This window comes from Pseudomonas asturiensis (assembly GCF_900143095.1).
Taxonomy (GTDB): Bacteria; Pseudomonadota; Gammaproteobacteria; order Pseudomonadales; family Pseudomonadaceae; genus Aquipseudomonas; species Aquipseudomonas asturiensis.
Window position 1 is genome coordinate 162,628 of record NZ_FRDA01000011.1, and the last position, 14,864, is coordinate 177,491.

The 14,864-nt window shown below is 60.7% G+C and carries 14 protein-coding genes; 2 read left to right on the forward strand and 12 right to left on the reverse strand.

The window, feature by feature from the left end; all coding sequences use genetic code 11:
* Positions 1-80: 80 nt before the first annotated feature.
* The 5 genes from BUB69_RS19195 to BUB69_RS19215 form a co-directional block, all read right to left on the reverse strand.
* A complete protein-coding gene (locus BUB69_RS19195; protein WP_073169485.1) occupies positions 81-896 on the reverse strand; it encodes an OmpA family protein in 816 nt (271 codons plus the stop codon).
* Positions 893-1,243, reverse strand: coding sequence for a DUF4398 domain-containing protein (locus BUB69_RS19200; protein ID WP_073169551.1), 351 nt, complete (start codon positions 1,241-1,243; stop codon positions 893-895). The genes BUB69_RS19195 and BUB69_RS19200 overlap by 4 nt, the downstream gene beginning before the upstream one ends.
* A gap of 11 nt (positions 1,244-1,254) precedes the next feature.
* Entirely contained in the window at positions 1,255-2,082 is an 828-nt protein-coding gene (locus BUB69_RS19205) for a substrate-binding periplasmic protein (RefSeq protein ID WP_073169552.1), read from the reverse strand.
* A gap of 136 nt (positions 2,083-2,218) precedes the next feature.
* Positions 2,219-3,148, reverse strand: coding sequence for an electron transfer flavoprotein subunit alpha/FixB family protein (locus tag BUB69_RS19210; RefSeq protein ID WP_073169487.1), 930 nt, complete (start codon positions 3,146-3,148; stop codon positions 2,219-2,221).
* Entirely contained in the window at positions 3,149-3,898 is a 750-nt protein-coding gene (locus tag BUB69_RS19215) for an electron transfer flavoprotein subunit beta/FixA family protein (RefSeq protein ID WP_073169489.1), read from the reverse strand.
* A gap of 529 nt (positions 3,899-4,427) precedes the next feature.
* On the opposite strand from BUB69_RS19215, the gene BUB69_RS19220 reads away from it, so the two are divergent.
* Positions 4,428-6,083 (forward strand): electron transfer flavoprotein-ubiquinone oxidoreductase, encoded by a 1,656-nt coding sequence (locus tag BUB69_RS19220; RefSeq protein ID WP_073169491.1) that lies wholly within the window; start codon positions 4,428-4,430, stop codon positions 6,081-6,083.
* Positions 6,084-6,150: 67 nt separating this feature from the next.
* Here the strand turns inward: BUB69_RS19220 and BUB69_RS19225 are convergent, their stop codons facing one another.
* Positions 6,151-7,056, reverse strand: coding sequence for an AraC family transcriptional regulator (locus tag BUB69_RS19225; RefSeq protein ID WP_073169554.1), 906 nt, complete (start codon positions 7,054-7,056; stop codon positions 6,151-6,153).
* Between the two features lie 187 nt (positions 7,057-7,243).
* Here BUB69_RS19225 and BUB69_RS19230 point away from each other — a divergent pair, with 187 nt between their 5' ends.
* On the forward strand, positions 7,244-8,296 hold the full coding sequence (locus tag BUB69_RS19230) for an NAD(P)-dependent alcohol dehydrogenase (protein WP_073169493.1): 1,053 nt from the start codon (positions 7,244-7,246) through the stop codon (positions 8,294-8,296).
* A 1-nt stretch (position 8,297) separates the two neighbouring features.
* On the opposite strand, the gene BUB69_RS19235 is transcribed toward BUB69_RS19230, so the two are convergent.
* The 6 genes from BUB69_RS19235 to asd all read right to left on the reverse strand — a co-directional run bounded on the left by BUB69_RS19235 (position 8,298) and on the right by asd (position 14,842).
* Complete coding sequence (locus BUB69_RS19235; RefSeq protein ID WP_073169495.1) at positions 8,298-9,110, reverse strand: IclR family transcriptional regulator; 813 nt, start codon at positions 9,108-9,110, stop codon at positions 8,298-8,300.
* A 65-nt stretch (positions 9,111-9,175) separates the two neighbouring features.
* Positions 9,176-10,486 (reverse strand): MFS transporter, encoded by a 1,311-nt coding sequence (locus BUB69_RS19240; RefSeq protein WP_073169497.1) that lies wholly within the window; start codon positions 10,484-10,486, stop codon positions 9,176-9,178.
* A 219-nt stretch (positions 10,487-10,705) separates the two neighbouring features.
* Positions 10,706-11,854, reverse strand: a complete 1,149-nt coding sequence (gene dgoD, locus BUB69_RS19245) for a galactonate dehydratase (RefSeq protein WP_073169498.1) — start codon at positions 11,852-11,854, stop codon at positions 10,706-10,708.
* A 61-nt stretch (positions 11,855-11,915) separates the two neighbouring features.
* On the reverse strand, positions 11,916-12,545 hold the full coding sequence (locus BUB69_RS19250) for a 2-dehydro-3-deoxy-6-phosphogalactonate aldolase (RefSeq protein ID WP_073169501.1): 630 nt from the start codon (positions 12,543-12,545) through the stop codon (positions 11,916-11,918).
* A gap of 1 nt (position 12,546) precedes the next feature.
* Complete coding sequence (locus BUB69_RS19255) at positions 12,547-13,551, reverse strand: 2-dehydro-3-deoxygalactonokinase (RefSeq protein ID WP_073169503.1); 1,005 nt, start codon at positions 13,549-13,551, stop codon at positions 12,547-12,549.
* 178 nt (positions 13,552-13,729) lie between these two features.
* Positions 13,730-14,842 carry an aspartate-semialdehyde dehydrogenase gene (gene asd / locus BUB69_RS19260; RefSeq protein WP_073169505.1) on the reverse strand — a complete coding sequence of 371 codons (1,113 nt, stop codon included), beginning with the start codon at positions 14,840-14,842 and terminating at the stop codon, positions 13,730-13,732.
* Between the last annotated feature and the right edge of the window lie 22 nt (positions 14,843-14,864).

Below are 14,864 nucleotides of genomic sequence, written 5' to 3' on the forward strand. Positions count from 1 at the left end.
AATGATCGAATGTTCAAGTCACACATGGATCGTGCCCATCACTGCGCACGGGCACGATCCACTCAGGTAAACGCGCAGCGCTACCGAGCCGCGCCCAGCTGACCCTTCTCGTCGGAAAAGACGATTTCAACGCGACGATTCTGCGCACGCCCACGCTCGGAAGCGTTAGCGTCCACAGGGAATTGCTGACCATAGCCCTCGACCTGAATGCGCTTCTCATCAATGCCCAGATCCATCAGCACGTCTGCAACGGCTTGCGCGCGATCACGGGACAGCTTGAGGTTTTCCTGACGATCACCGGTGCTGTCGGTATACCCCTCGATCCTGACGATCCGGCGCGGGTTGATCTGCAGGAACTGCACGACCTTGAGCACGGTGCGGCTGGCAGAGTTCTTGAGTTCGGCATGCCCGGCATCGAACAGCACATCGCCAAGAGTCATGACCAACCCGCGGTCGGTCTGGGTCGTGGCGAGGCTCAGAATTTGATCCTCAAGCCACCTGCCCTGCTGCTGCGCACTGGCCAGCTTCGCTTCGCGCAAGCCCAATTGCAGGCGCTGACGCTCCATTTCCATCTTCGCCAGACGCTCCTGGCTGAGCATGAGGTTGCTGTGCTCCCGGGCGATTTCGCTGTAGCGACTGCTCAGGTAAGCGTAGTGACTTACGTCAGCGCCACTGCCAAGGTAACTGGACAGGCGCTCGGCACGGGCGAGTGATTCGCCGGCACGGATCACGTCCTTGGGCGCACTGCGCAGCACATCGGTGTCTTCCTTGACCTTCTGGAAGTCCGCGCTGGCTTGCTGCAGAGCCTGATCACTGCTCGGGTGGCCCGCGCAGCCATACAGACCCGCCGAGCCCAGCAGCAGGCAGACGCTCAATACACGAGGCATGCGGTTCATTGCGCCTCCCCCAGCTGCTTGCGCAAACGATTCAGGCGGGTATTCAACTGCGCGATCTGCTCCTGACTCTTGAGTGTCAGAACACGAGCCTCGGCCAGACGCGCATCAAGCTCGGCCTGCTCGGCCTTCATACGCGCGTGCTTATACGATTTGTCAGCCATGTCTGCGCGGGCGTCGGCAAACTTGGCTTCGGCCGTTTCAAGCTCAGGCTGCTCGTCGGCACCAACAGCCTTGGCCTGCTCCAGCGCCTGCTCGGTCAATTTGAATTGTTCGGTCGGGACCGGATCACTGGCGCAACCGACCAACGTGGCAACGGCCATGGCGGCGATTGAAAAACGAATACTCACAAAAAACATCCCTACTGGTTTGAGGCGCTGGCACTGACAGGCTGTAACAACTGGGCTTTCCACAGATCCAGATTGTGCCGGATCACATCACCTGCAAGGCCGGAGGCGGCCGATTCTGTCATCTTTTTCGCCAACTGTCCGCGTAGCCATGGATCATTGCACGCGGAATTGAACGACAGCGCCAGATACAGACCGGGCCTGTCGAGCGGCACGGGCTGCGCCACAAGGTCTGCTGCCAGGCCCAGAGTCTGGGTCATGACCATGCCCGCGTACCGACCGGCCAGCACATAATCCACCTCACCCAACGCCAGTTTCTGGAACGCTGGCGTCAGGCCGGATACACGCTCCAGTGTCAGCTGCTGTCGGCTGGCCTCATCGAAAGACGGGGTCAACCGGGTCTTTTCCGATATAACCCCGTGACGCCCCTGCAACTCGCCCAGCGTTGTCAGGGCAACGGCCTGGTCATGGCGCGTCCAGATCACGATATCGTTTTGTACGATGGCGGGATGCACGTAGTCCAGCGCATCCAGTTGAGCAGCATTCATGGGCGCGTCGGCCAGCAGATCCATGCGTCCGGTACGGACCTCTTCCAGAGCCTGACTGCGCTTGCCCGCGTACAGAAACTCAACCTTGAGGCCCAGCTCCCCCGCAGCCTGCTTCAGAATATCGGCGTTGGCCCCCATCAGGTGCTTTGGATCCTGGGGATCGCGCCACAGATACGGAGGCGCATCGGGACTGCCGGTCACGATTAGCCGCTCGCACTTGCCGGCCGCCAGGCTCAGTGATGGCAAAATGGACAGCCCCAGCAGGAGCCAGCACAGCGATATGGGATGGCGCATGGAATGGCGTTGCATCGACAGCCCTTTTCACGAGTCAATAAAAAACCCGTTCATCCGGCTGCAAGCCCTGCAGGCAAGCCTGGCAGTTCATGAAGCCCGAATCGAACGGGTTCTCTTTATAGTGGAAGCGTATGGGTTAAACCAGCTTCTCCAGCTCCGGAATGGCTTCGAACAGGTCGGCGACCAGGCCGTAATCAGCCACCTGGAAGATCGGCGCTTCTTCGTCCTTGTTGATCGCAACGATCACCTTGGAGTCCTTCATGCCCGCCAGATGCTGGATCGCGCCGGAAATACCGACGGCGATGTACAGCTGCGGCGCAACGATTTTGCCGGTCTGACCGACCTGCATGTCGTTGGGCACAAAACCTGCGTCAACGGCGGCGCGCGAAGCACCGACCGCAGCGCCCAGCTTGTCCGCGAGGGCGTACAGGTGCTTGAAGTTGTCACCATTCTGCATGCCGCGACCGCCGGAAACGACGATCTTGGCAGCGGTCAGTTCAGGGCGATCGGACTTGGCCAGCTCTTCACCGACGAAGCTCGATTTGCCTGCGTCATGAGCGGCCGAAACCGCTTCGATGGAGGCCGAACCACCCTCTGCTGCAACCGGATCGAAACCGGTGGCGCGAACGGTAATGACCTTGACCGAGGCAGTGGACTGCACGGTGGCAATGGCGTTACCGGCGTAGATCGGACGGGTAAAGGTATCGGCCGATACGACCGAAATGATTTCCGAGATCTGGTCCACGTCGAGTTGCGCGGCAACGCGCGGCAGGATGTTCTTGCCGTTGGAGGTCGCAGCAGCCAGCACATGGCTGTGACCGGCGGCCAGTTCGACAACCAGTGGCGCGACGTTTTCCGGCAACTGATGCGCATAGGCGGCGTTGTCGGCGATCAGCACCTTTGCCACGCCAGCGATTTTCGCAGCGGCTTCGGCCACGGCGCTCACGCCTGAACCGGCCACCAGCAGGTGAATGTCGCCACCAATCTTCTGGGCCGCAGCGAGGGTGTTGAGCGTAGCCGGGGCTACGGTTGCATTGTCATGTTCAGCGATAACCAGGATCGTCATTTAGATTACCTTCGCTTCGGTTTTCAGTTTTTCGACCAGTTCAGCCACCGACTTGACCTTGATACCTGCGCTGCGTGCAGCAGGCGCTTCGACCTTGAGGGTCTTGTTGGTCGAGGCCGTGGAGACGCCCAGCGCATCGGGTGTCAGCACTTCGAGCGGCTTCTTCTTGGCTTTCATGATGTTGGGCAGCGAGGCGTAACGTGGCTCGTTCAGACGCAGGTCTGTGGTCACGATGGCCGGCAGGTTCAGGGAAACGGTTTGCAGACCTCCGTCGATTTCGCGGGTGACGGCAACCTTGTCTCCTGCCACTTCCACTTTGGAGGCGAACGTGCCCTGCGGGTAGCCGCTCAGCGCAGCCAGCATCTGGCCGGTCTGGTTGTTGTCGCTGTCGATGGCCTGTTTACCCAGGATCACCAGTTGTGGCTGCTCCTTGTCGACAACAGCCTTGAGCAGCTTGGCCACGGCCAGGGACGTCAGCTCCTCGGCGGACTCGACCAGCACGGCGCGATCAGCACCCAGTGCCAGCGCGGTACGAAGTTGCTCTTGAGCGGTAGTCGGGCCGATGGTGACGACGACGATTTCAGTCGCTACGCCTTTCTCTTTGAGACGTACAGCCTCTTCCACGGCAATTTCGCAGAAGGGGTTCATGGACATTTTGACGTTGGCCAGATCGACGCCGGAGTTGTCCGCCTTGACGCGAACCTTGACGTTGTAGTCGACCACTCGTTTGACAGCTACAAGAACCTTCATGGATTCCTCACTCTCCGGTGAAAAGAAGTCGCCCGGCAATACCAGGCGATCGATATGTGTCCTCAACAAGCAATCGTATTCGTGCAGGCGAACATGACTTCATGCAAATCTCGCCAAAAGCCCGATAAAAGCAGGGCGTCACCCGTCATGCACCGGCAGGGTGTGTAAAATGCGCCGGGCGACATTGATCTGATTGCCTGCACTGCGTTGGCCTGATGCCTTTTCAAGGGATTTGCTGCAGATATCCTCAAGAGATATCCGTGCAGCCCCTCTTCAGCCTACGGCAAACGCAAAACCGCCCGTATCTTGACCGCAACGCCTTTTCCGGTCAATACGCCAAATCGGCCAGTCATGAGTCGCGCGTCTTTGATTTATCTGGCCTGCGGCCGATTCAAACAAACGTTTGTATTGGACCCGCGCAGTGGTGTAGATATAATGCACGCCTTAAAAAGATGTGCGGTCCAAGCCCGTATGTCGGTCCACCGTGACCCATAAAAATACCGTGAGCCTTGAGAGTAGGAGATAGCCTGTGGAACGCGAATACATGGAATTCGACGTTGTTATCGTCGGAGCCGGCCCGTCCGGGCTTTCAGCCGCTTGCCGTCTCAAGCAGAAAGCTGCTGAAGCCGGCCAGGAAATCAGCGTCTGCGTGGTGGAAAAAGGCTCGGAAGTCGGTGCGCACATCCTCTCCGGTGCGGTGTTCGAACCCCGCGCGTTGAACGAACTGTTCCCTGACTGGCAGGCGCTGGGCGCCCCGCTCAACACCCCGGTCAAGCGCGACGACATCTATGTCCTGAGCGATGCCGAAAAAGCCCGCAAGGTCCCGAACTTTTTTGTTCCCAAGACCATGCACAACGAGGGCAACTACATCATCTCGCTGGGCAACCTGTGCCGCTGGCTGGCTCAACAGGCCGAAAACCTGGGCGTCGAGATCTATCCGGGCTTTGCCGCACAAGAAGCGCTGTTCGACGAAAACGGCGTGGTGCGCGGCATCATTACCGGTGACCTGGGCGTCGACCGCGAAGGCAATCCCAAAGAAGGTCTGTACACCCCCGGCATGGAATTGCGTGCCAAGTACACGCTGTTTGCCGAAGGCTGCCGCGGCCACATCGGCAAACAACTGATCAAGCGTTTCGATCTGGACAACGAAGCCGACGTTCAGCACTACGCCATCGGCCTCAAGGAAATCTGGGAAGTCGATCCGTCGAAGCACGAACAGGGCCTGGTGGTGCACACCGCTGGCTGGCCGCTGGACGACGCCAACCCGGGCGGCTCCTTCCTTTATCACCTGGAAAACAATCAGGTGGTCGTGGGTCTGATCGTCGATCTTTCCTACTCCAACCCATACCTGTCGCCCTTCGACGAATTCCAGCGCTACAAGCATCACCCGGTGATCAAGCAGTACCTGGAAGGCGGCAAGCGCATCAGCTATGGTGCCCGCGCCATCGCCAAGGGCGGCCTGAACTCGTTGCCGAAAATGGTCTTCCCCGGCGGCGCACTGATCGGCTGCGACCTGGGCACCCTGAACTTCGCCAAGATCAAGGGCAGCCATACCGCCATGAAGTCCGGCATGCTGGCCGCCGACTCGGTTGCCGAAGCGTTGCTGGCAGGCAAAGAAGGCGGCGATACGCTGACGTCCTATGTCGAGGCCTTCAAGGCCAGCTGGTTGCATGAGGAACTGTTCGCCAGCCGCAACTTCGGTGTGGCCATTCACAAATACGGCGCGATCAAGGGCGGTGCATTCAACTTCATCGACCAGAACATCTTCGGTGGCAAGCTGCCGTTTACCTTGCACGACACCCAGCCGGACTACGCCTGCCTCAAGCTGGCGGCCGACTCGAAGAAGGTCGACTACCCCAAACCCGACGGCAAGCTCAGCTTCGACAAACTCAGCTCGGTGTTCCTCTCCAGCACCAACCACGAAGAGGAACAGCCCTGCCATTTGAAGCTGACCGACCCGAGCATCCCGATCAGCAAAAACCTGCCGCTGTACGACGAACCGGCGCAGCGCTACTGCCCGGCGGGCGTGTATGAAGTGATCACCAAGGAAGACGGCGAGAAGCGCTTCCAGATCAACGCCCAGAACTGCGTGCACTGCAAGACCTGCGACATCAAGGATCCATCCCAGAACATCACCTGGGTGGCACCGGAAGGCGCAGGCGGTCCGACCTACCCGAATATGTAAGCGGATTGCGACCGATTAAAAAGGCTCCCTCGGGAGCCTTTTTACGTTGCATCAGGTTCACTTTGCATCAGGCAGGAACGCCCAGGTTGGCGCTCTCCTCCCCCGGACTGCGCTCGAAGTAGCGTTTGTACTCACGGCTGAACTGCGAAGCGCTCTGATAGCCGACCCGCAACGCCACCTGCGCGACACCCAGCCCTTCGGCTACCAGCAATTGCTGGGCCTTCAATAAGCGCAGACGTTTGAGGTACTGCACCGGCGACAACAAGGTGCTGCGCTTGAAATGCTCATGAAAGGTCGAGATGCTCATGTTCGCGCAGCGCGCCAGCGTGTCGACGTTCAACGCATCGGCGTAATGTTCATGCAGATAGGTCACCGCCGACGCGATCCGTGCGAACTGGCCCTGCTGCTCGACCAGTGCACGCAGTACGCCGGCCTGCGGACCGCGCAGCGCGCTGTACACCACTTCTCGTACTCGAGCCTGCCCCATCGCCTGACATTCCAGCGGATCGTGCAGGCAACGCAACAGCCGCTCGACGCTGTCGCGCATGCCCTCGTCGATCAATACCGAGGTCATGGACTCCGGGGTCTGCGGCTGGCAGTCCTGCTGCGATGTCGCCCCCATCACCTGCACCAGCTCGCCGAGCAACACCCGGTCGATGGACACCGACACGCCGTACAGCGGCTTGTCCGGAGTGGCGAAGGTCTCGCACTTGAAGGGCACCGACAGCGCCTGAATCAGGTAATGCCCGGTGCCGTACTCGAACGTGCGCGTGCCCAGACAAGCGATCTTGCTGCCCTGCACCACGATCATCAGGCTCGGCTCGTACATTTGCGGACTACTGGCCACATAGCTGAACGCCGAGAGCACGCGCACCTCGGGCAAATGCGTGTCGACGAAGCCGGGACGCACGGCCAACGGCTGAATCAGCGAGACCAGAACGGCATTGCCATCGACAGGATAAGGAAGCGACATGGAGAGCACCGGCAGAGGATCAGACAGCTGCATGATCGCAGATTTGCGCGCTTGAGCGTTACCCGGATTCCACCGCCGGAGGAATAGGCATGAAACACGGAGGAATCGCCCTAGCGGCATACGACCATGGCGCGGACAATGATTCGCCTCTTCTTCGTACCTTTTCATTTCTTAAGCGAGGTATTTTATGTACACAGCCATCGGTTACGCTGCTCAGTCGGCCACCGCCCCCCTCGCCCCGATGACGTTCGAACGTCGCGCTCCGCGTGCCGACGACGTCGCCATCGAAATCCTCTACTGCGGCGTCTGCCACTCCGACATCCACCAGGCGCGCAACGAGTGGGGCATTGCCGTTTACCCGCTGATGCCGGGCCACGAAATCGTCGGTCGCGTGACTGCAACCGGCGCCAATGCCACTCAATACAAGGTTGGCGACCTGGTCGGTGTTGGCTGCATGGTCGATTCCTGCCGTCAGTGCTCGGCGTGCCAGTCGGATCTCGAACAATACTGCCTGGAAGGTCCGACCATGACCTACGCCACGCCAGACCGCGTGGACGGCAGCAATACCATGGGCGGCTACTCCAACAGCATCGTGGTCAGCGAGCACTTCGTCGTGCGCGTTCCCGAGAAGCTTGATCCAGCCGCAGCTGCGCCGATTCTGTGTGCCGGCATCACGACCTACTCACCGCTCAAGCACTACGGCGTGAAGGCCGGTGACAAGGTCGGTATTCTGGGCATGGGCGGCCTGGGCCACATGGGCATCAAGTTCGCCAAGGCGATGGGCGCGGAAGTGACCCTGTTCACCCGCTCAGCTTCGAAGGCTCAGGAAGCGCGTCGTCAGGGCGCCGATCACGTGATCGTTTCCACCGATGCCGAACAGATGAAAGCGGCCGCCGGTCACTTCGACTTCCTGCTCGACACCATTCCAGTGCAGCACGACCTGAACCCCTACCTGCAGACGCTGCGTTTCGACGGCGTACACATTCTGGTAGGCCTGATCGAGCCCGTGGAACCGCCGGTCCACGCCGCCAATCTGGTGATGAGCCGCCGCGTACTGGCCGGCTCGCTGATCGGTGGTATCGCCGAAACCCAGGAAGTGCTGGATTTCTGCGCCGAGAACGACATCACCTGCGACATCGAAATGCTCGACATCCGCAACATCAACGAAGCCTACGAGCGCATGCTGGCCGGTGACGTGAAATACCGTTTCGTCATCGACATGGCAACGCTCAAAGCCTGATTCAGGCGGCCCCGAGTTCGGCCGACAGTCCCGCTGCGATCTCCCTGATCAGCGGGACCAGTTCGGCCATCTTCTCCAGGGGCATGTACGGAACCGTACTGGCGACGCTGATGCCAGCCACAATCTGCTGGCTGGCATCACGCACCGGTGCCGCAACGCAACGGATCGACGGTTCGTTGTCTTCAAGATCGAATGCATAACCTCCCGCCACGTACTCCTGCCTTCGCTGCTGCAATTGTTCCCATGTCTGTTGTTCATGATTGGGCCACAGCGGATGCCTGCCCGCCGCCGGCATGCTGATTTCATAAAGACGCAGCCACTCGGCTTCCGGGCTGTCCAGCAGCAACGCCTTGCCGATGCCGGTGCGCACCAGCGGCATGCGATGCCCGACCCTTGAGCGCATCTCCGGACCATTGCGACCGGGATTCTTGTGCAGGTACAGCACCTCGTCGCCCTCGCGCACCGCCAGGTGCACGGTATCGCCCGTCAGCTCCGACAACTGGTCCAGATACGGCCGCGCGAGCATCGCCAACGGCACTTCCTCGCGCGCCTGAAAACCCAGCTCAATCAACTTCGGCCCCAGCAGATACCCGACCTGCGGAACAACCCGCAAATAGCGCTCATCGACCAGACAACTGGCCAGACGATGGGTGGTGCTGCGCGTAGTGCCGATCAGACGGGCAATCTCCTTCAGGTCCCGAGCCCCATTCGCCACGGCCTGCACCACTCCCAGACCGCGCAACAGGGTCTGGGTCCCGGCAGGGGCCGGTTCTTTGCCCGTGGAATGTTCAGAAGGAAGCGGTTCGTTGTGCATGACAAGCCTTAATCAGATCGGGACGCTGGCGGCATTATCGTCGCCAGCATCAGGACACGTCGATATCAGAGTTCGATGCGTTCTACTTTCCCTACCAGCAGGATGTAGGACAGCGCACCCAGCAGCGCCAGCACCGAGATGTAAGTGATGGCCGGCGCGAACGAGTCACCCGAGGCCAGGAAGCCGATCACGATCGGCGTGGCGATGGCCGCCAGATTGCCGATGAAGTTGAACGTGCCGCCTGTGAGACCCAGCAGACGCGCAGGCGCCAGCGTGGATACCAGCGACCAGGTGATAGAGGCCAGACCGTTGCCAAAGAACGCCAGTGCCAGAAAGGCGATGACCAGCGGCGTGGATTCGACGAAGTTGGCACCGATGATCGAGGTGGAAATCAGCAGGCCGGCGATGATCGGCAGTTTGCGCGCGAAGCCCACGGTGTGCCCGCGACGGATCAGCCAGTCGGAAAAGAAGCCCGAGCACAGCACGCCGACGAAGGCGGCCAGAAACGGCAGCGACGCCAGCAGGCCGGACTTGATGAAGTCCATGCCCCGGTATTTCACCAGATAGGTCGGAAACCAGGTCAGGAAGAACCAGAGCGTCGAATTCAGGCAGAACTGGCCAAGATAGATGCCCCAGAGTTTGCGCTTGCTCAACACGATGCCCAGGTCCAGCCAGCTAAAGCCCTGTTTCTGTTTGTCGACGTCTTTCTGGATATCCACCAGCCCGCCGCCTTCGCGGATCAGGTCGATTTCCTGCTGGTTGACGCCCTTGAAGTCACGCGGCTCGCGATACACCGCGTACCAGATCACCGCCCACAGTACGCCGACGCCACCGGTTGCGACGAACACCATGTGCCAGCCGTAATGCGCCTGCAGCCAGGCCAGCACCGGCGTCAGAAACGCCAGACCGACGAACTGTCCCGACGTATAGAAACCAATCGCCGTCGCGCGCTCGCGCTCCGGGAACCAAGTGGTCACCACGCGACTGTTGATCGGGTACGCAGGCGCTTCCAGCGCGCCGACCGCCATGCGCAGCACGAACAGCGCAATGAAGCTGGCAGCAAAACCGAGCAGGATGGTGGCAATCGACCACAGCATCAGTGCCACCGTGTACAGGATACGCGGCGGCACGCGATCCACCAGCCAGCCACCGGGCAATTGCATGGCCGCGTAGGTCCAGCCGAAGGCGGAGAAGATCAGACCGACATGAACCGGATCGATGCCCAGCTCGGACGTCAGCGCCGGCGCGGCAATCGACAGGTTGCTGCGGTCCAGGTAATTGATGACCACGGTGATGAACAGCAGCACCATGATAAAGAAACGTTTGCGGGACGGCGCCACCAGCGATGCCGCGCCCTCCATCGTACGAGTGCGCATGAAATGTTGCCTCTTTTTGGATTTATTGAGGACGGTGTTTCAGGTGTTTCAAGGGCGGATCGTTTCCACCCCATTCCGAAGCCAGATCTTGCTTAAGGAGGCAGTTCACATCCTCGTGTGAGGCGGCTTGCCGGCGAAGCGATGGTTCAGGTAAAGGGTCATGTCTGAACTGACGCTATCGCCAGCAAGCCGCCTCCCACAGTCCGGCGTGCGGCTACCTCACCACTCTGCAAAGCTGCCATCGGCATGGCGCCAGATCGGGTTGCGCCAGCGGTGGCCGATGGCGGCGCGCTCCTTGACGTACTCTTCGTTGATCTCGATGCCCAGGCCCGGTCCGTTGGGGATCTTGACCATGCCCTTGTCGTAGTCGAAGACTTCCGGGTGCTTGACGTAGTCCAGCAGGTCATTGCTTTCGTTGTAGTGGATACCCAGGCTCTGCTCCTGGATGAACGCGTTGTAGCAGACCGCGTCCAGTTGCAGACACGCCGCCAGTGCAATCGGCCCCAGTGGGCAATGCAGCGCCAGCGCGACGTCGTAGGCTTCGGCCATGTTGGCGATCTTGCGCGTCTCGGTGATGCCGCCCGCGTGCGATGCATCCGGCTGGATGATGTCGACGTAGCCTTCGCTCAGCACACGCTTGAAGTCCCAGCGCGAGAACAGACGTTCACCCAGGGCAATCGGGGTACTGGTCAGCGGGGCCAGCTCTTTGAGCGCTTCGTAGTTTTCGCTGAGCACCGGTTCTTCGATGAACATCAGCTTGTACGGGTCCAGCTCCTTCATCAGCACCTTGGCCATCGGCTTGTGCACGCGACCATGGAAATCAACACCGATGCCGACGTTCGGGCCGACGGCATCACGCACCGCTGCCACATTGGCCAGGGCCAGATCGACCTTGTCGAAGGTGTCGAGGAACTGCAGCTCTTCGGTGCCGTTCATTTTCACCGCAGTAAAGCCACGCTCGACCGCTTCCCGCGCAGCCCGTGCCGTGTCGGCAGGACGGTCGCCGCCGATCCATGAGTAGACGCGAATCTTGTCACGCACCTGACCACCTAGCAGATCGCTGACCGAGACACCCAGCGCTTTACCCTTGATATCCCACAAGGCCTGATCGATCCCGGCCAGCGCGCTCATGTGAATCGCGCCACCTCGATAGAAGCCGCCGCGATACAGCACGGTCCAGATGTCTTCGATGTTGCGCGGGTCCTTGCCGATCAGGTAGTCGGAAAGCTCTTCCACGGCGGCAGCGACGGTATGCGCACGGCCCTCAACGACCGGCTCGCCCCAATCGACGACGCCCTCGTCGGTCTCGACTTTCAGGAAGCACCAGCGCGGCGGAACGATGAAGGTGGTCAGTTTGGTGATTTTCATGGGTGCGGTTTCTCTTATTGGTTCTCTTGTCGGGCGGCGGCGTCTGGCGCACCGATCCGTTTCAAAGCGACGAAGTGTGCTGTTTCCACGCGGCCACATAGGCCTTGGCGCGCTCGGCGACCTCGGCAGCGCTCATGCCCGGTTTGAACAGCCCCGAGCCGAGGCCGAAGCCTTTTACGCCTGCGTCGAGGAACACCTTCATGTTGTCCGGAGTGATACCGCCGACCGGCAGCAGAATCGTGCCTGCAGGCAGCACCGCCAGCCAGGCCTTGACCACTGCGGGCGACATTTGCTCGGCCGGGAACAGTTTGAGCACATCAGCGCCCTCAGACAGAGCGGCAAACGCTTCGGTCGGTGTGGCCACGCCCGGCGACAGGTACAGGCCGGCAGCTTTGGCGGCGCGCAGCACACTGGCATCACTGTGCGGCATGACGATGACCTGACCGCCCGCGTCCTTGACGTGGGTGACCTGTTCAGGCGTCAGCACTGTCCCGGCCCCGATCAGGCAGTCGGCAGGCAGGCGCTGGCGCAGCAGGCCAATGCTGTCGAACGGCTGAGGAGAATTGAGCGGTACTTCGATGACCCGAAAGCCCGCCTGATACAACTCGTCGCCAATGGCCGGGGCTTCTTCGGGACGCAGGCCGCGCAGAATCGCGACCAGGCCGTTTTCCTTCAATGCTTGCTTGAGCATGTCACACCTCTTGAACGTAATGGGACGACTGGCGCGCCACCAGGCCGGCCTGGACCGCAACCTGCCAGAGGCCGCGCTCGGTGGCCTGAGCGGCGACTGTGACCCGAGGAAAGCTGCTGGCAGCCAGGCCACGCGCATAACGTTGGCACAGCGATTCGCTGCCGATGAGAATCACCGCAGGCAGATGGCCGTGGGCGTCGGAGTGGAGTCTGGCGAGGGAAGCCAGTTCATGGCCGATCAGCAGGCCGGATAGGTAATCGGGCTGAGCGCTCGCAGCCAGTTGGCCGGTGAGGCCCAGGGTGCGGCAACTGAAAACAGTGGACAGAGGCCCCGCAGCGCCCTCCTCCGATTGCGCACTGGCAAGCCCGCGATCGAATCCCACGCTGTCGAACGTTTCGCTGTGCTGCATGGTGCGCCCGAGAATGGTGTGGGCGCACAGCGCAGCGTAAACCTCGCCGGTCATGAAAGTATCGAAATGAACGATGCGATCCTGCACCACCTGCACCCACTTGGAGTGGCTGCCCGGCAGACCGATCAACAGCGGCTGGCTGGCCGACTGCTCGTCGAGCCCCGCCAGTACGCCCAGCACCTGGGTTTCTTCACCGCGCATGACGTTGGGCAGCGTCGAACGCTGAAGCACGCCGGGGATGATATGCACCGTGACACCGCGTGCGCTGCGCACGGTCTGCAAGGCAGCGCTCAGCTCGTCAACACTGGCTGGCGTTTCACGATAGGTCGCCTCGCGCCAACCCTGGGCGCTACCGACCATGCCGCAGGCAATCACGGGCAAGTCGGGCTGCGCGTCGAGCCAGTCGCCGCACGCCTCGTCGAATGCCAGCTCGAAGCCGTCGCTGCACAGCGAGCCTGCGACGCGCCGTGGCGTGTTCGGCAATTGCATGATGCCCGCGCTCAGGGCGCGTTGTTCCAGAACCCGGCCATGTTCGCCAAGTCGATAAGCACGAAGTGAGGTGGTCCCCCAGTCGAGCGCGATCAAATGCGCCTGCATTGCTTCACCTTTTATATTTTTGGAAGTGAGTGCAGGACGGACTATAAACCCGAAATCGAATTTATCTCAATATGTAAATTTCAATCCCATATAGTGGGATTTTAAAAAATAAATTGGCAGACAACAAAAAACCCGCGACCTGTGCAGGAAGCGGGTTTTTTGTGTTTCTACGTGGCGATCAACGTTCCAGCAGGATTCTCAACATCCGACGCAGCGGCTCGGCCGCACCCCACAGCAACTGGTCACCGACCGTGAAGGCGCCCAGGTACTGCGAACCCATGTTCAGCTTGCGCAGACGACCCACCGGAATGCTCATGGTGCCGGTCACAGCGGTCGGGCTGAGTTCCTGCATGCTGGCTTCACGGTTGTTCGGCACCAGCTTCACCCAAGGGTTGTGCTGGCTGATCAAGCCTTCGATGTCCGCAATCGGCACATCCTTGTTCAGCTTGATGGTCAGCGCCTGGCTATGGCAGCGCATGGCGCCGATGCGCACGCAGATGCCGTCGACCGGAATCGGGCTCTTGAAGCGGCCCAGAATCTTGTTGGTCTCGGCCTGGCCCTTCCATTCCTCACGACTCTGGCCGTTCGGCAGCGCCTTGTCGATCCACGGGATCAGGCTGCCGGCCAGCGGCACGCCGAAGTTCTCGGTCGGGAATGCTTCGCCGCGCATGGCCTCAGCAACCTTGCGGTCGATGTCCAGAATGGCGCTGGACGGATTGGCCAGATCATCGGCAACCGACGCGTGCACAGCGCCCATCTGCCTGATCAGCTCACGCATGTTCTGCGCACCGGCACCCGAGGCGGCCTGATACGTCATGACATTCATCCACTCGACCAGACCCGCGTCGAACAGGCCGCCCAGGCCCATCAGCATCAGGCTGACCGTGCAGTTGCCACCGATGTAGTTCTTGGTACCGGCGTCGAGCTGCTGGTCAATGACCTTGCGGTTGACCGGATCCAGCACGATGACCGCGTCATCCTGCATGCGCAGGCTGGAAGCCGCGTCGATCCAGTAACCCTGCCAGCCCGCTTCACGCAGCTTGGGGAACACCTCGTTGGTGTAATCGCCACCCTGGCAGGTCAACACCACGTCCAGGGTTTTCAGCTCGTCAATGCTGTACGCATCTTTCAGCGGCGCAAGATCCTTGCCCACCGAAGGCGCCTGGCCACCGACATTGGAGGTAGTGAAGAACACCGGCTCAATGAGATCGAAGTCCTGCTCTTCCCGCATCCGCTGCATGAGCACGGAACCGACCATGCCCCGCCAACCGATCAGACCTACACGTTTCATCGCAACACACCTTGAAAAAAAG